Origin of the sequence: Streptomyces sp. NPDC004732 (genome assembly GCF_040609235.1) — a bacterium.
Lineage (GTDB): Bacteria > Actinomycetota > Actinomycetes > Streptomycetales > Streptomycetaceae > Streptomyces.
Genome location: NZ_JBEXJR010000001.1, coordinates 666,364 through 683,212 on the forward strand (window position 1 = coordinate 666,364; position 16,849 = coordinate 683,212).

At 69.6% G+C, this 16,849-nt stretch carries 11 protein-coding genes; 3 read left to right on the plus strand and 8 right to left on the minus strand.

Annotated features, from left to right (window positions below):
* Window positions 1–41: 41 nt before the first annotated feature.
* From ABZV77_RS02780 to ABZV77_RS02815, 8 genes are all read right to left on the minus strand, one after another.
* Window positions 42–1,568 (minus strand): amino acid permease, encoded by a 1,527-nt coding sequence (locus ABZV77_RS02780; protein WP_356249532.1) that lies wholly within the window; start codon window positions 1,566–1,568, stop codon window positions 42–44.
* 114 nt (window positions 1,569–1,682) lie between these two features.
* On the minus strand, window positions 1,683–3,614 hold the full coding sequence (gene dxs / locus ABZV77_RS02785) for a 1-deoxy-D-xylulose-5-phosphate synthase (protein ID WP_356249534.1): 1,932 nt from the start codon (window positions 3,612–3,614) through the stop codon (window positions 1,683–1,685).
* Between the two features lie 171 nt (window positions 3,615–3,785).
* On the minus strand, window positions 3,786–5,087 hold the full coding sequence (locus tag ABZV77_RS02790; RefSeq protein WP_356249536.1) for a sugar ABC transporter permease: 1,302 nt from the start codon (window positions 5,085–5,087) through the stop codon (window positions 3,786–3,788).
* On the minus strand, window positions 5,084–5,884 hold the full coding sequence (locus tag ABZV77_RS02795; RefSeq protein WP_356249538.1) for an ATP-binding cassette domain-containing protein: 801 nt from the start codon (window positions 5,882–5,884) through the stop codon (window positions 5,084–5,086). The genes ABZV77_RS02790 and ABZV77_RS02795 overlap by 4 nt, the downstream gene beginning before the upstream one ends.
* 193 nt (window positions 5,885–6,077) lie before the next feature.
* The gene (locus ABZV77_RS02800) at window positions 6,078–7,172 is read right to left on the minus strand and encodes a substrate-binding domain-containing protein (RefSeq protein ID WP_356249540.1); all 1,095 of its coding nucleotides are present in this window, start codon (window positions 7,170–7,172) and stop codon (window positions 6,078–6,080) included.
* 122 nt (window positions 7,173–7,294) lie between these two features.
* Window positions 7,295–8,494, minus strand: coding sequence for an ROK family transcriptional regulator (locus ABZV77_RS02805; RefSeq protein ID WP_356249542.1), 1,200 nt, complete (start codon window positions 8,492–8,494; stop codon window positions 7,295–7,297).
* Between the two features lie 149 nt (window positions 8,495–8,643).
* On the minus strand, window positions 8,644–9,582 hold the full coding sequence (locus ABZV77_RS02810) for a DMT family transporter (protein WP_356250160.1): 939 nt from the start codon (window positions 9,580–9,582) through the stop codon (window positions 8,644–8,646).
* Window positions 9,583–9,658: 76 nt separating this feature from the next.
* Window positions 9,659–10,498 (minus strand): helix-turn-helix domain-containing protein, encoded by an 840-nt coding sequence (locus ABZV77_RS02815; protein WP_356249544.1) that lies wholly within the window; start codon window positions 10,496–10,498, stop codon window positions 9,659–9,661.
* A 333-nt stretch (window positions 10,499–10,831) separates the two neighbouring features.
* On the opposite strand from ABZV77_RS02815, the gene ABZV77_RS02820 reads away from it, so the two are divergent.
* From ABZV77_RS02820 to ABZV77_RS02830, 3 genes are read left to right on the plus strand one after another with little or no spacing between them, the layout of a single operon-like run.
* The gene (locus ABZV77_RS02820) at window positions 10,832–12,670 is read left to right on the plus strand and encodes a non-ribosomal peptide synthetase (protein ID WP_356249546.1); all 1,839 of its coding nucleotides are present in this window, start codon (window positions 10,832–10,834) and stop codon (window positions 12,668–12,670) included.
* A gap of 50 nt (window positions 12,671–12,720) precedes the next feature.
* Window positions 12,721–15,729, plus strand: coding sequence for a beta-ketoacyl synthase N-terminal-like domain-containing protein (locus ABZV77_RS02825; protein WP_356249548.1), 3,009 nt, complete (start codon window positions 12,721–12,723; stop codon window positions 15,727–15,729).
* Window positions 15,722–16,849: a MupA/Atu3671 family FMN-dependent luciferase-like monooxygenase gene (locus tag ABZV77_RS02830; RefSeq protein ID WP_356249549.1), complete on the plus strand. Its 1,128-nt coding sequence runs from the start codon at window positions 15,722–15,724 to the stop codon at window positions 16,847–16,849. Before ABZV77_RS02825 ends, ABZV77_RS02830 begins: the two co-directional genes overlap by 8 nt.

Consider the following 16,849-nt stretch of genomic DNA (forward strand, 5'->3'; position numbering starts at 1 on the left):
CATACGGGGCCGGACAAGAAGGCTCATGGAAGAGCGGATGACTACCGTGCGTCGTCGGCGTGCGGGTCGCGCTGATGCAGACGGCTGTGCGAGCGCCCGTACACGAAGTAGATGACGACGCCGAGCACCATCCAGACGCCGAACCGCAGCCAGGTCTCCGCGGGCAGGTTCAGCATCAGCCAGAACGACGCGAGGACCGACAGGATCGGCACGAAGGGCACCAGCGGGGTGCGGAAGGCGCGCGGCAGGTCGGGGCGCTGCCTGCGGAGCAGGATGACGCCGAGGGCGACCACGACGAAGGCGAACAGCGTGCCGATGTTGACCAGTTCGGCGAGCTCGTCGATGGAGGTGAAGCCCGCGACGACCGCCACGATCACGCCGAGCAGGATCGTGGAGCGGTACGGGGTGCCGAACTGCGGGTGGACCTTGGAGAACGTCTGCGGCAGCAGTCCGTCGCGGCTCATCGCGAAGAACACCCGGGTCTGGCCGAGCAGCAGGATCATGCAGACGGAGGTGAGTCCGACGGCTGCCCCGAAGCTGATCACGCCCGACCAGAACGGGTGCCCGACGGCCTTGAAGGCGTCCGCGAGCGGCGCGTCCGTGGAGAGCTCGGTGTACTTCTGCATGCCGGTGACGACGACGGAGACCGCGACATACAGGATCGTGCAGATGAGCAGCGAGCCGAGGATGCCGCGGGGCACGTCGCGCTGCGGGTTGTGGGTCTCCTCGGCGGCGGTCGCGACGATGTCGAAGCCGATGAACGCGAAGAAGACGACGGCCGCCGCGGTGAAGATGCCCATCACGCCGAAGTGCGAGGGAGTGAAGCCGAACATCAGCTGCACCAGTGGCGCGGTGATGCCGCCGCCGCCCTCGGCGGGCTCGGACGGCGGGATGAACGGGTCGTAGTTGGCGCCCGTGATGAGGAAGGCCCCGACGATGATGACCAGCAGCACCACGGTGACCTTGACGGCGACGATGACGTTGGTGACCCGCGAGGAGAGCTTCATCCCCGCGACCAGGATGGCGGTGAGGACGAGCACGAGGACGCTGGCCAGCAGGTCGAAGCCGAACTGTCCCTCGTGCGTGCCGCTCAGCGCCTGCGGCAGGTGCATCCCGGCGGTGTCCAGGAGCGAGCGCAGATAGCCCGACCAGCCGACCGCGACCACCGCGCAGCCGAGCGCCAGCTCCAGGATGAGGTCCCAGCCGATGATCCAGGCCGGGAATTCGCCGAGTGAGGCGTACGAGAAGGTGTATGCGGATCCGGCGACCGGCACGGTCGAGGCGAACTCGGCGTAACAGAGCGCCGCGAGGGCGCAGACGAGCCCGGCGACGACGAAGGCGAGGGCGACCGAGGGCCCCGCCGTCTCCTTGGCGATCTTTCCGGTCAGCACGAAGATGCCGGTGCCGATGATGACGCCGACGCCGAAGACCGTGAGGTCGAGGGCGGACAGCGACTTTTTGAGCGCGTGCTCCGGTTCCTCGGTGTCCTTGATGGACTGCTCGACGCTCTTCGTCCTGAAGAGGGTGCTGCTCACGGGCGTACCTCCCACGCTTGTCGTCCCCGACATGATCGAGAGGCCGAGTACCCCGTAAGCCCCGGGACGGGCCCATTCACGCGAATGGGCCGGTTCCACCACCCGTACAGGGTGGGGGGACCGGCCCATCGGCGGTGCGTGTTGACGTCAGTCGCGGGCGGGCTCCACGGAGTCCACCGAACCCACGGCGGTCCGCTCGTACCTGCCGTCGAGCTTGGCGACCAGGCCCGTCACCTGACGGGAGATGTCCGGCGCGGTCAGGCCGATCTCGGCCATGATCTCCTTGCGCGAGGCGTGGTCCAGGAAGCGCGGCGGGATGCCGAAGTCGCGCAGCGGCACATCGACGCCCGCGTCGCGCAGGGCCTGCGCGATCGCCGACCCGACACCGCCCGCGCGGGAATTGTCCTCGACGGTGACGACGACGCGGTGCTGCTCGGCGAGCGGCGCCATGGCCTCGTCGACCGGCTTGACCCAGCGCGGGTCGATCACGGTCGTGGTGATGCCCTGCTTGTTCAGCAGCTCGGCGATCTCCAGGCACATGGGCGCGAGCGCGCCGACGGAGACGAGCAGGACGTCCGGCTTCTTCGTGCCCGCGTTCCGCAGCACGTCCATGCCGCCGACCTTGCCGACGGCCTTGACCGCCGGGCCGACCGCGCCCTTGGAGTAGCGCACCACGGTCGGGGCGTCGTCGACCTCGACGGCCTCGCGCAGCTGGAGACGGACCTGGTCGGCGTCGCGCGGCGCGGCGATCCGCAGCGTCGGCACGCACTGCAGGATCGACATGTCCCACATGCCGTTGTGCGAGGCGCCGTCCGTGCCGGTGACACCGGCCCGGTCCAGGACGAAGGTGACGCCGCACTTGTGCAGGGCCACGTCCATCAGGAGCTGGTCGAAGGCGCGGTTGAGGAACGTCGCGTACACCGCGAAGACGGGGTGCAGGCCGCCGCTGGCCAGGCCCGCGGCGGAGACGGCCGCGTGCTGCTCGGCGATGCCCACGTCGTAGACCCGGTCGGGGAATTCGTCGGCGAACTTCTTCAGGCCGACGGGCTGCAGCATGGCGGCGGTGATCGCGACGATGTCCGCGCGCTCCCGGCCGAGCTTGACCATCTCCTCGCCGAAGACGGACGTCCAGTCCATGCCGGAGGCGGCGATGGGCAGGCCCGTGTCGGGGTGGATCGGGCCGATGCCGTGGAAGTGGTCGGCCTCGTCCTGCTCGGCGGGCTGGTAGCCGCGGCCCTTCTCGGTGAGGCAGTGCACGATGACCGGGCCGCCGAAGCGCTTGGCGCGCTGCAGGGCGGACTCCAGGGCCTCGATGTCGTGGCCGTCGATCGGGCCGACGTACTTCAGGCCGAGGTCCTCGAACATGCCCTGCGGGGCGATGAAGTCCTTCAGGCCCTTCTTGGCGCCGTGCAGGGTCTCGTAGAGCGGCTTGCCCACGACGGGCGTGCGCTCCAGGAAGTCCTTCCCACGGGCCAGGAACCGCTCGTAGCCGTCGGTGGTCCGCAGCGTGGCCAGATGGTTGGCCAGGCCACCGATCGTGGGGGCGTAGGACCGCTCGTTGTCGTTGACGACGATGACCAGGGGGCGGTCCTTGGCGGCCGCGATGTTGTTCAGCGCCTCCCAGGCCATGCCGCCGGTGAGCGCGCCGTCACCGATGACGGCGACGACGTGGTCGTCCTTGCCGCGGACCTCGTTGGCCTTGGCCAGGCCGTCGGCCCAGCCGAGGACGGTGGAGGCGTGGCTGTTCTCGATCACGTCGTGGTCGGACTCGGCGCGCGAGGGGTAGCCGGAGAGGCCGCCCTTGGTGCGGAGCTTGCCGAAGTCCTGGCGGCCGGTGAGCAGCTTGTGCACGTAGCTCTGGTGACCGGTGTCGAAGAGAACCTTGTCCTGCGGGGACTCGAAGACGCGGTGCAGGGCGATGGTGAGCTCGACCACGCCGAGGTTCGGCCCGAGGTGGCCGCCGGTCTTGGCGACAGCGTCGACGAGGAAGCTGCGGATCTCTCCGGCCAGCTGGTTCAGCTCCTCCGGGCTGAGACGGTCCAGATCGCGCGGTCCCGTGATGCGGGTCAGCAGCGGCACCCGTGCCTCCTTGCAGTAGAGCTGAGATGTGCTGTTCGAGCGTTGCCGGGTCTGTCGAGTCTAATGTTCCGCCACTGAAGCACGCGTCCGGGAGGCGTTTTCCCGGTCACACGAACAGACGCACCGCCACGGGGCAAACGTTCCCGTGGCGGTGCGTCTGGGGTGACTGGCTCAGGCTCGACCTGCGGACTTCTGGGTGCGGCGCGAGACGGAGTCGATCACCACCGCGGCCAGGAGGACCGCTCCGGTGATCATGAACTGGATCTCGCTCGCCATGCCGAGCATGTTCAGGCCCTGCTGGATCGACTGGATCACCAGCATGCCGAGCAGCGCGGACCACACCTTGCCGCGGCCGCCGAAGAGGCTCGTGCCGCCGATGACCGCCGCCGCGATCACCATCATCAGTGTGTTGCCGCCGCCCAGGCTCTTCGTGGCGCCGCCCGAGAGGCTGGCGATGAAGAGGCCGCCGAAGGCGGCGAGCATGCCGGAGATGCCGAAGACGATGATCCGGATCCGGTCGACGTTGATGCCCGCGCGCCGCGCGGCCTCCGCGTTGCCGCCGACCGCGAAGACCTGGCGGCCGAAGGTGGTGCGCCGGGCCACGAAGTCCGCGATCACCAGGACGGCCAGGAAGAGCACCAGGGCCAGCGGGAGGCCGCGGGCGCCTTGCGGCTCGTTCAGCTCGTACGCCGCGCCGCCCGCCAGGACGGCCACGACGACCGTGCGCAGGACGATCTCACTGACCGGCCGCGACGGGAGGTCGGCGGCCTTGCGGCGCTTGCTGTCGAGGAGCAGGGAGCCCGCGTACGCGATGATCGCGACGGCCGCGAGGCCGTAGGCGGCACCCTTCTCCGCGAAGAAGTGCCCGGTCAGGTCCTCGACGACGCTGCCCTCGGGCGTGTTGATGCTGCCCTCGCCGCCCATCAGCCAGATCTGCAGACCGCTCCAGCCGAGGAAGCCCGCGAGGGTGACCACGAAGGCGGGCACGCCGATCTTGGCGAAAAAGAAGCCGTGGAGGCAGCCGATGACCAGGCCGGACGCGATGGCGATGAAGACCGACAGCCAGTCGTTCAGCTCGTGTGTGACGCTCAGCACGGCCCACACCGCCGCGCCCATGCCCGCCACCGAGCCGACCGAGAGGTCGATCTCGCCGAGCAGCAGGACGAAGACGATGCCGACGGCCATGATGCCGAGGCCGGAAGTGAAGACGGCGATGTTCGCGAGGCTGCTCGCGTCCAGGAAGTGCTCGTTCTTCATCTGGAAGATGATCGCGATGGCGATCAGACCGACGACGACGGGCAGCGAACCGAGCTCACCGCCGCGCATCTTCCGCTTGAACTCGGTCCAGTAACCGGCCAGGCCCTCCTCGCGGACGAGCAGGCGGGGGTCGACCGCGGCGACCGGCGCGGCCGAGGGCTGGGCCTCGGGCGGCGCGTCGGAAGGGGCCTTGGGGGTCTTGGCGAGGTCGCTCACTTTGCGTCCTCCTTCGTCGCCGTGGCCGTGCGCGCCCTGCGGCGGGTCACGGCGTTGTCCGTGGCGCCGGTGATGGCGGCGATGATCTCTTCGTTGGTGGTGTCGGCGACGCTGAAGGTGCCGTTGTTGCGGCCGAGCCGCAGCACCGCGACCCGGTCGGCGACGGCCTTCACATCGGCCATGTTGTGGCTGATGAGGATGACTCCGTGGCCGCGCTCGCGCAGCCGCTCGACCAGGTCGAGGACCTGGGCGGTCTGCTCGACGCCGAGGGCCGCGGTCGGCTCGTCGAGGATGACGACCTTGGGGTCGCCGACCAGCGCACGGGCGATGGCGACGACCTGGCGCTGGCCGCCGGAGAGCGCCGCGACCGGGATGCGGACGCTGGGGATGCGGATGGAGAGGGTGTCGAGGAGCTGCTTGGCCCGCTTCTCCATCTTGATCTCGTCGAGGACGGAGGCCGTCTTCAGCTCGCTGCCGAGGAACAGGTTGGCCACGACGTCGAGGTTGTCGCAGAGCGCCAGGTCCTGGTAGACGGTGGCCACGCCGAGGTTCTGGGCGTCGTGCGGGCGTCCGATGCGGACCCCCTTGCCCTCCCACTCGATGGTCCCGTCGTCGATCGGGTGAACGCCCGAGATCGTCTTGACGAGAGTGGACTTGCCGGCGCCGTTGTCGCCGACCAGGGCGACCACCTCACCGGTGTGGATCTCGAGGTCTACGTCCGTGAGCGCCTGGACGGCGCCGAACCGCTTGGAGACCCCGCGCAACGCCAGCACGGGCGTAGCGGACACGTGAATCATCTCCTTCGCCGCCTGACCGGCGGGGAATGGTGGTGCAGCAAGGGCAGGTCCGGTGCCCGCCCCCCGTTTGCGGGGCGGTGTGATGGGGCGGGCACCGGGCCGGTACTGGAAGCCGTCCCGTACGGGGGCCGGGGAGCGCTCTCGCGGGTCCGCGGGCCTCGTCTCGTAGAGACGGATTTACCGCAAGCGGGAGCTACTTGATACCCGCGGCGTCGCACGCCTTCTTGTACTGGGCGGTGCAGATCTCGCTGACCTTGTAGACCTTGTCCTTGACGATCGTGTCCGCGACCTCGTCCTTGGTGATCGCCTGCGCGTCGTAGAGCTTGGCCGGGATGCCCTTGAAGTCGCCGCTCAGCGAGTCGACCTTGCGGTCGGTGATCGCGTCGATGTCCTTGCCCTGCAGCAGGCGGACGGCGATCTCGGCGGTGGTCTCGGCCTCCGGCTTGATCTGCTTGTAGATCGTGTAGTCCTGGTCGCCGCTCAGCATGCGCTGGATGCCCGCGAGCTCGGCGTCCTGGCCGCCGACCGGGACCTTGATGCCGCGCTGCTTGAGGGCGGTGATCACGCCGCCCGCCATGCCGTCGTTGGCCGCGTAGACGCCCTGGATGCCGTCCTTGCCGAGCTTGTCGATCGCGGAGGCCATCTTGCGGTTCGCCTCGTCCGGCGACCAGTCCGGGATGTCCTGCTCGTACGCGATCTTCTTGACCTTCTTGTCGAGCACCGAGTGGGCGCCCTTCTTGAAGAAGGGGGCGTTCGGGTCGGTCGGAGAGCCGTTGATCATGACGACGTTGGCGTTCTTGGCGTCCGAGCCGAGCGCCTTGACCATCGCACCGCCCTGCAGGCGGCCGATCTTCTCGTTGTCGTACGAGACGTAGGCGGCGAGCGGGCCCTCGGCGAGGCGGTCGTACGCGACGACCTTCACGCCCTGCTTGTCGGCCTGCTTGACCCACGACTTGGTCGACTTGAAGTCGACCGCGTCCAGGATGATGACCTTGACGCCCTGGGTGACGAGGGCGTCGAACTGCTTCTTCTGGGTCTCGATGTCCTGGGCCGCGTTGTTGTACTTGACCTTGCAGTCCGAGCAGAGGTCCTTGATCTTCGCCTCCATGAAGGGGCGGTCGAAGGTCTCGTAGCGCGTGGTCTTGTTCTCGGGGAGCAGCAGACCGATGGTCTTGTTGTCGCCGCTGCCCTTGTCGTCGTCGTCGCCTGCCTTGCCACAAGCGGTCATGGCGAGTGCCATCGAAACCGCGGCCGTGCCTATGACGACGCGACGCGTCAATGCGTTCATGGTGGGGTGCCTCCCTGACGAGGCCGCGTCGTTGCGGCCGAGGTGGCTCGAAGTCAACTCGGCCGCCACACCAGCGTCAAGGAGTAAATCCTTAACGAGATGACAACGGTGCCATGCGTTATCTAAGTGAAGGCAGGTGCGCTCGCAGTCATCGTTCCGTCCAAAAGGGTCGAATCGCCCATCTCGCTCAGTGCGAGGGCCAGTGCGCCGAGCACTTCGGCGCGCCCGCCAAGTGCCCCGGGCAGCACGGACAGTTGACGCGCGGCGCTCGGGATCGCATACCGCCCGACCGACTCCCTGATCGGCCCGAGCACCAGCTCCCCGGCCTCCGCGAGGTCGCCGCCGAGCACGACACGGGAGGGGTTGAGGAGGTTGCAGAGATTCGCGACGCCGCTGCCGATGTGCCGCCCGACGTCGGCGATCACGCGCCGGCACCCCGGGTCCCCCTCGCGCGCGAGGCCGACCACGCGCTCCATGGTCAGGTCGGTGCCGTGACTGGAGGTGAGCAGCGGCAGGACATAACGGGCGGCGGTGAAGGTCTCCAGGCAGCCGCGGTTGCCGCAGCGGCAGACCGGGCCCGACTCGTCGAGCGTGATGTGCCCGATCTCCCCCGCGGTGCCGCCGGGGCCGCGGTAGATCCGCCCGCTGATCACGAGGCCCGCGCCGACACCGCTGGCGACCTTGATGTACGCGAGGTCCTTGACGCCCCGGCCGCTGCCCCAGACCAGCTCGCCGAGCGCGCCCAGGTTGGCGTCGTTGTCGACGTGCACGGGCACCCCGAGGCGGCCGCCCAGCTCCTCGGCGGGCTTGGTGCCGGTCCAGCCCGGCAGGATCGAGGTGGAGCCGAGGGTGCCGGACTCCACGTCGATGGGGCCCGGCACGCCGAGCCCGACTCCGGCGATCTTCGTACGGTCCACTCCGGTGGCCGCGATCAGCCTGCTGACCAGCTGCTCCGCCCGGTCGAAGCCCTGCGCGGCGGACGCGTCCACATCCAGCGGCTCGGACTCCTCGGCGAGCACCTGGTGGGCAAGGTTGCCGATCGCCACGCGCAGGTGCGTGTGGCCGAAGTCGACGCCGATGACGATGCCCGCGTCACCGCTCAGGGAGACGCTGCGGGCCCGCCTGCCGCCCGCCGAGGTGGGCGTGACCTCGACCGTCCCGCCGTCCTTGAGCTCCCGGACGATGTTGGAGACCGTCGCGGCCGACAGGCCCGTCGTCCTCGCGATCTCCGCCTGCGTGAGCGACCCGGCGAGGCGCACGGCGCGTACGACCCGCTCGAGATTGGCCCGGTGCAGAGACGACTGCGACCCCGGAGTCTCCATTGACTCTCACCCTTTGCCCTCATTCGGGCGGCCCGTGGCCCCCCGTGACGCCGGTCTCTGAAACGGGTACCGGGCCATGTACAAGTTGTGAACTCCAAACTCCGCTGAAGGAGCTGCCGCAGTCAAGTCGTTGAGGGAAACTGGGACCTCTACCGAGCGGACTTCGCCGACGCGTCGGCCTCCGTGGTGACGGGCCCCGCCACCGGGTCCACGGGGGCCTGCTCCCGCACCTTCCCCCTCATGCGTGACACCGCGACGCCGGACAAGCAGAGCAGACCGCCGAGGAGCGCGAGCCAGCCGGGGACCTCGCCGAGGAACAGCCACGACATGAGGATGACGATCACCGGCACCGCGTATGTGGTCGAACCCATCTTTCCGGCGGTGCTGCGGGAGATCGCATAGGCCCAAGTACTGAACGCGAGGGCGGTCGGGAACACCCCCAGGTACACCACCTGAGCCGTCGCCGACGCCGGGGCCCTGCCCACCTCCGACACGAACTGTCCGGCGAACGGCGAGCACACCACGGCGCCGGTGAGCGCACCGAACGTCGTCACCTGGAGGGGTGTGGCGTGCTTCAGCGTCGGCTTCTGCAGCACCACGCCGACCGCGTAGACCACGGCGGCGACCAGGCACAGCAGCACGCCGAGGAGGGAGGAGCCGCTCCCGCCGGACGTGGCGAACCCGACGACCACGGCTCCGGCGAAGGACACCGCCATGCCCGCCATCAGCTTGGGCGGAAAGCCCTCCTTGAGCAGCCAGCCGCCGAGGAGCGCCATCAGGATCGGCCCGACGTTGACGATCATGGAGGCCGTACCGGCGTCCACTTCCCGCTCGCCCCAGTTCAGCGCGACCATGTAGGCACCGAACCACAGGGCTCCCGAGGCGCCGATGCCCAGCCATGCCTCGCGGGGCGGCAGCCCTCCGCGCCTGACCAGCAGGATGGCGACCAGGACGAGGGACGCCACCGCCAGCCTGCCGAAGGCGAGCGCGCCCGGTCCGAAGTGCTCGCCCGAGCTGCGGATCGAGATGAACGACGACGCCCAGAGCACCACCGTGACGGAGGCGGCGGCGAGCACGCGGCCACCGATCTTGTTCTGCTGCCCGGAATCGCCGTCCACCACTGCTGGTCCCACCTGCCGGCTCACGATCGCGTCCTCCTGGAAATCACAGGGCTTGGGCCCGAGGTTGGGATGGGGGCTGTATTCGGGTTCCGTCCTGCCGCGCCGAGGTCTCCGACGGCAGCAGCAGTACGTAACGGATCTCCTGACGGTACGCGGGAAGCAGTACCTGTGAGGTGACGGTGATCTCTTCCGCCGATACGTGCGGCAGGCGCAGCCTGAAGCGGTGCCCCTGCCGGTAGGCGATGACGTTGAGATCCTGGCCCCACAGGCTCCGGCACTCGTGGTCGTCGAGCACTTCGTCGAGGAGCGCGGCCAGCGGGCCCTCGCCCCGGCTCGTCACCAGGGCGAAGCGTAGCTGGGCCAGATAGACGGCGGCGTGCGCGGGCCACTCGGTGAGTTGCTCGCGTGCCTGCGCGGAGGTGAGGACCCAGCGCAGGAGATTGGCGCCGGGTTCGAGGACCCAGGGGAACCAGGTGGCCATGGTCCCCGTGTGGTCGAGGACGTCCCAGGACTGGTCGACCAGGTAGGCGGGGAACTGCTCCTGGGTGGCGAGCAGTTCGGCGAGCGCGCACCGGGGTTCCGTGCCGTCGCCGGGGCCGGGGCCGACGCCGGTCGTGGCCGGGTCGGCGTGCGCGTGCACGTTTCCGTACAGGGCCAGGCGCTCGTCGGGACCGAGCGCAAGCGCGGCGGCGAGCCGCGTCAGTGCGTCGGGGGTGAGGGGTACACCGGCATCGCTCTCCAGATTGCGGTACCAGCGCTCGCTCACTTCCATGCGCTCGGCGACTTCTTTCTGGGGCAGCGGCTTGCCGCGCTGCAATTTCTTTCCCGCGGTGACCCGCCAGGCACGCAACAAGTCCGGGAGCCTCGCGGTGTGGTGCACCACCTGGAATTACCTCTCAGTTGCGTCATACATGGGCACGAAATAGGAAACCGGCCCGCCAGCACAAGATCATCGCGGCTCAGCCCGCATACTACCGTCACTCAAGGAGTACACAGTGTGATCTCCGGCACCTGTGCCTGCGGGTTCATCGATGCGCGGGCGTGGCAGCGGGCCCCGTCCAACAACCGGCAAATATTTGCCGGTTGTGCCTCCTGGCGGCAGATATTTGCCGCTTGACGGTGATCGATTTCGGCTGGAAGCATCGGCGCCAGATGCCACGGAGAGCCTTTCCTCTTCCGTTTCGTGCCAAATTCCCACCCCCATGGAGAGTTATCCGTGCAGGCGGTCGACACCCTTTTGAAGCGGGCGTGCGAGAAATTCTCCGACGCGACCGCAATCACTTCCCCCACCGATTCGATGTCGTATTCCGAGCTGCTTTCACGCGCCCAGAAGGTGGCGGTCGGCCTGCGGGCGCAGGGCGTCGGCGGCGGTGACGTCGTCGGCATTCTCGGCAGCCGCGGCGCGTCGGCGGTCGTGGCCGTCCTCGGCGTGTGGATGTCCGGGGCGATCGTCATGCTCGTGGACGAAGCGCTGCCGGAGGTGCGGCGCGAGACGATGCTGGGTTGCGGCCCGGCGCGGGCGACCGTCGACTGCGCGGACGGTCACCGGATCGCTCTGCGGCCCGCCGTGCCGGGCGAGGGCGGCGCCGCGGCCGCGGTCCTCGACAACGAGGACTACGCCTATATCGCCTTCACTTCGGGATCCACCGGGCAGCCCAAGGCGATCGTCGGCAGCCACACCGGCCTGTCCCGGTTCCTGGAGTGGCAGTCGGACGAATTCGGCATCGGCCCGCACGACCGGTTCGCGCACCTCACCAATCTCTCCTTCGACGTCTGGTTCCGGGACGCCCTGACGCCCCTGCTTTCCGGGGCCACACTGTGCGTTCCCGACGAGCGGCACCTCGACGCCGACGGAGTCCTCGAATTCCTGCGGAGCAACGAGATCACGGGTTTCCATCTCGTGCCCTCGCTCGCCAAGGTGTGGCTGTCCGGCGCCGCGCCGAGCGAGCCGATATCCGGCGTCCGCCTCTCCTTCTTCGCGGGCGAACCGCTGGACGGCGCCCTTGTCGGCGCGTGGCAGGAGCTCTTTCCCGACTGCCAGGTCGTGAACCTCTACGGGCCCACCGAGACGACGCTGGCCCAGCACTTCTACCGCGTCCCCCGGAATCCGGCCGCAGGAATCCAGCCAGTGGGCCGGAGCCTTCCCCATTCGCGGTCACATGTCCTGGACGAGAACCGGAAGTTGTGCCCGGACGGCACCTCCGGTGAGATCCACATCGCGGCCGACCATCCCTCGCACGGCTATCTGGTCGACGGCCGGATGGTCTCGCCTTTCGTCGAGGTCGCCATCGGCGAGGAGCGCGTCGTCGCGTACCCGACGGGCGACCTCGGACGCCGCAGTCCTGACGGCGGCCTGGAGATCCTCGGCCGGGCGGACGACCAGATCAAGATCGCGGGCGTCCGGATCGAACTGCAGGAGGTCCGCTCCGCGATCCAGTCCCACAGCAGCGTCCGCGACGTCTTCGTCTGCGCCCAGGAGGACCGCTTCACCAAGGTCATCATCGCGGTCGTGGAGGGCGACGCGACGGCCGAACGGGAGCTGCGCGACTACGTGGGCGGCCGCCTGCTGAGCGTCATGCTCCCGTCCGCCTTCCTCTTCCTGCCCGAGCTGCCGAAGCTCCCCAACGGCAAGGCCGACCGCAAGGCGCTCGCCGAGGTAGCCCGGGTCCACGTCGAGGAGCGGGCCCGGCGCGCCGAGGCCGAGCGGACTGCGGCCGCGGCGGAGACGGGTCGCCCGGTGGCCGAGCGGCTCGAACGCATCTGGCTCGACGTGGCGGGCGGCGGGGCAGGGTCCCTGACCGACCGCGAGGCCAACTTCTTCGACGTGGGAGGGACTTCGCTGACCATCGTGGTGCTCCACGCCGAGCTCCAGCGCGAGTTCGGCGTCCGCTTCCCCCTCGTACGCCTCTTCGAGCACGCGTCCTTCAACGCGCAGCGGCGCTTCCTCACCTCCGTGACGCAGGCGCCCCGCGACCCCGCGCCGGGCGCCTCGTCGGCCTCAGGCCGTGCCGCGCGCGGCCGCGTGCTCTCGACCCGGCGCGCCCGTCGCCGCTAGGGCCTGTCCTGGCAACCCACCCCCCTCCCCGCACCCGACCAAGGATGAACATGGAAAGTGACGACGAGCTGATCGCCATCGTGTCGATGGAGTGCCGCCTGCCGCAGGCCGACGACGTCGACGAGTTCTGGCGAAAGCTGGTGGACGGCGAGAGCGCCGTCCGGGACCTCACGGACGAGGAGGTCGCCGCGGCCGGTGTGCCTCAGGGGCGGCGGTCGCGCGCGGACTACGTGAAGCGGGCCGGGGTCCTCGACGGCGTCGCCGAGTTCGACTCCACGTACTTCGGCTACTCCCCGCGCGAGGCGGACATCCTCGATGTCCAGCAGCGCCTGATGCTCGAGTCGTCGGTGTCGCTCCTGGAGCGCGCCAACATCGACCCGCACCGCACCCAGCAGCGCATCGGCGTCTTCGCCGGTTCGGGGATGAGCACCTACCTCTTCGGCGCCCTGCGCCGCCGCGATCTGGTCGAGTCGCTCGGCGAGATGGTCATCAGGCACGGCAACGACAAGGACTTCCTCGCGACGCGGACCTCGTACAAGCTGAATCTGCGCGGCCCCAGCGTCAACGTCCAGACCGCGTGCTCCACCGGTCTGGTGGCCGTCCACTCCGCCGTGCAGAGCCTGCTCCTGAACGAGTGCGACGCGGCCGTCGCGGGCGCCGTGCACGTGCGGCTGCCGCAGCACGCCGGATACCGGTACCAGGTGGGCGGCGTGCTCTCGCCGGACGGCGTCTGCCGCCCGTTCGGCTCCGGCGCCAACGGCACGGTCTTCACCAACGGCATCGGGCTCGTCCTCCTGAAGCGGCTGCGCGACGCGGTGGCCGACGGCGACGAGGTGCACGCCGTGATCGCCGCGTCCGCGGTGAACAACGACGGCGCGGAGAAGGTGAGTTTCACCGCTCCCAGCGTGTCCGGCCAGGTCGACGTGTTGAGCGATGCCCTGCAGATCTCGGGCGCCAAGCAGACGGACATCACCTACATCGAGGCGCACGGCACGGGGACCGCGCTCGGCGACCCCATCGAGATCGAGGCGATCAAGCAGGCGTACGGCCTCGACGGCGACCCCTGCGGCATCGGCTCGCTCAAGGGCAACTTCGGGCACCTCAACATCGCCGCGGGCATCATCGGCCTGATCAAGACCGCCCTGGTCCTGAAGCACGGCTACGTGCCGCCGACGGTGAACGTCGACGAGGTCAACCCCGCCCTCGAACTGGACGACTCACGCTACTTCGTCACCACCGAAGGCCTGTCGCTCGACCGCGACGCCGAGAACTGGGCCGCTGTGAGCGCCTTCGGCATGGGCGGTACGAACGGCCACGTCATCCTCAAGAGCTTCGCGCCGACGCCCGCCGAGAAGACCCCCGACGACACGGCCGACGCGGCCGACGCGGGGCCGAGCATCCTCACCTTCTCCGCACGCTCCGAGGACGCCCTGCGGGGCCAGGCCGCCGCGCTCGCGGACCGCCTCGCCGCGGACCCGGACGCCTCCCTCGCCGCGTACGCGCACACGCTGCGCGAAGGCAGGACCCTGCACCCCTACCGCGCCTCGCTGGCCGCCGTCGACCGGGCCGAGGCCGTCACCCGGCTGCGGGCCGGGCGCTACCACCGGGGAGCCGAGGCGGGCACGAACGACATCGCGTTCGTCTTCGCGGGCCAGGGCACCCAGCGTCAGGCGATGGGCGCCGCGCTCGCCACGAAGAACGAGCACTTCGCCCGCCGTCTCGCCGAGGCCGTCGACGCCGTGAACGAACACACGGACTTCGACGTGCGCACCTACCTCGGCCCCGAAGGGCCGGTCGACGGCATCGACACCTCGGTGGCGCAGCCGCTCCTGTTCGCCGTCGAGTACGCGCTTGCGACCGCGCTCGTCGATGCGGGCGTACGGCCCCGCTACGTCCTCGGGCACAGCCTGGGCGAGATCGTCGCGGCGACGGTCGCGGGCGTCTTCGACCTGCGTTCCGCGGCGGCGCTCGTCGCCACGCGGGCGCGGCTCATGGGCAGTTGCCCGACCGGCTCGATGCTCGCGGTGGACCGCCTCGACGCGTTCACGGACCTGCTGGACGGCGGGGACCTGGTGGTCGCCGCGACCAACTCCCCCGCGCAGTTCGTGCTGTCCGGCACCCACGAGGCCGTCGGGGAGGCGGTGGCGCGGGCTGCGGACGCCGGGGTGCGGCACCAGCGCCTCGCGACGTCGCACGCCTTCCACTCGCCGCTCATGCGGGGCGCCGCGGAGGAGTTCCGCACGTTCCTGCACACCGTGGAGTTCCGGGCGCCGCGCATCGCGCTGGTCTCGAACATCACCGGCCGCGTCCTCACGGAGTACGAGGCCAGGAGCCCGCACTACTGGGCTGACCACCTGCTGCGCACGGTCGACTTCGCCGAGTCGATGGAGACGCTGCGCGAGGCGGGCGTGCGCAGGTTCATCGAGATCGGCTCCGGCCGGTCGATGAGCAACCTGGTGCGGGCCAACCTCGCGTCGGAGGCCGAGCTGACACCCGAACTCGCGCAGACCCTGGGCGAGTTGGAGCACGAGGAGGAGGCCTTCGCGGACGCCGTCGCGCTCGGCTGGGCCGCCGACCCCGAGGTGCCCGTCGAGGAGTACGCGACCGCCGCACGCATGGTGTCCCTGCCCACGTACGCGTTCGAACGGCACGTCCACTGGGTGGAGCCGACGCTCGGGTTCGGCTCGGACGACGGCGCGGACGTCCCGGCGGCCGCGCCGGTGTCCGCACCTGTACCGGCTGTCCCTGCGGCCACGGCATCTACTGCTCCGGACGCGGGGTCCGACGACCTCGACGGCCCCACCGAAGAGATCCGCGCGATCGTCGCGAAGATCTTCGAGAGCTTCATCGGCGGCCCCGGCTCGGCCTCGGCCGCGGACCACGAGCGCGAGTTCTTCGAGCTCGGCGGCAACTCCCTCATGGCCATCCAGCTGATCAACAAGCTCCGCGAGACGTTCGAACTGGACTTCTCCGTGCGGGACTTCTACGAGAACAGCTCGGTCTCGGCCACCACGAACGTCATCAAGTCCCTGCTGCTCCAGGAGCCCGCCCGTGTCTGACAGTTCCTTCCTCGAAGCCGGACAGCTGGCGAGCCTGAAAGCGAAACTCAAGGCCCCGGCCCCCGCTCCCTCCTCCCTCCCCGACCTCGGCGTCATCTTCTTCTCGGGGCTGAGCGGCGACAGCGACCCCTACGAGCTCCTGCTCGAAGTCTCCCGCTACGTCGACGGTGCCGGGTTCGGCGCCGTCTGGACTCCGGAGCGGCACTTCACCGACGCGGGCGGCGCCTACCCCAACCCGGCCGTCCTCGGCGCCGCCCTCGCGATGATCACCGAGAACGTGCGGATCCGGGCGGGCAGCATCAACCTCCCCCTCCACAACGTCCTGCGCGCCGCCGAGGAATGGGCGCTCGTGGACAACCTGTCCGGCGGGCGCGTGGACCTCGCGGTGGCACCCGGCTGGCACGCGCGGGACTTCGTCCTCGACCCCGACGCGTTCCAGGACCGGGCGCAGGTGCTCAACCGCTCCCGCGAGCAGCTCCAGGACCTGTGGCGCGGCAACACCGTCCAGCGCACCGACGCCCTGGGCGAGAGCCACGACATCCTGACCTTCCCGCGGCCCGTGCAGCCGGAGCTGCCGGTCTGGCTGACCTCGTCCAAGAGCGAGGACGCGTGGCGGTTCGCGGGAGAGAACGGCTTCAACGTCCTGTCCGCCCTCATCAACTTCGGCCCTCCCGAGCTGAAGAAGCGCATCGACATCTACCGCGAGGCGCGGTCCGGGGCGGGCCTCGACCCCGACACCGGTGTCGTGTCGCTGATGCTGCACACCTATGTGGGCGCCGACATGGACGAGGCCGTGGAGACGGTCAGGCCCGCCATGATCGAGTACCTGAGCTCCTTCGTCACGCAGCACGAGACCTCCGGCCAGAGCGAGTCGCGCGACAAGTCCGAGACGCTGCGGACCCTGGACCGGGACCGGGCGGACTTCCTGGAGATGGTCTTCCAGCGGTACGTCACGTCGAGCTCGCTCATCGGCGACGCGAAGCAGGCCCGCGCGACCCTTGAGGGCTTCCACGACATGGGCGTGGACGAGGTGGCCTGCCTCGTCGACTTCGGGCTTTCCAAGGACGAGGTCCTCGCGAGCCTCGCCCGCCTCTCGCCGCTTCTGCAGAACGGAGCCTGA

Excerpts from the sequence above, each read along its gene's own strand:
- ABZV77_RS02795 (WP_356249538.1), bottom strand. The coding sequence starts at position 5,884 with ATGATTCACGTGTCCGCTACGCCCGTGCTGGCGTTGCGCGGGGTCTCC.
- ABZV77_RS02805 (WP_356249542.1), bottom strand. The coding sequence starts at position 8,494 with ATGGAGACTCCGGGGTCGCAGTCGTCTCTGCACCGGGCCAATCTCGAG.
- ABZV77_RS02780 (WP_356249532.1), bottom strand. The coding sequence starts at position 1,568 with ATGTCGGGGACGACAAGCGTGGGAGGTACGCCCGTGAGCAGCACCCTC.
- ABZV77_RS02800 (WP_356249540.1), bottom strand. The coding sequence starts at position 7,172 with ATGAACGCATTGACGCGTCGCGTCGTCATAGGCACGGCCGCGGTTTCG.
- ABZV77_RS02825 (WP_356249548.1), top strand. The coding sequence starts at position 12,721 with ATGGAAAGTGACGACGAGCTGATCGCCATCGTGTCGATGGAGTGCCGC.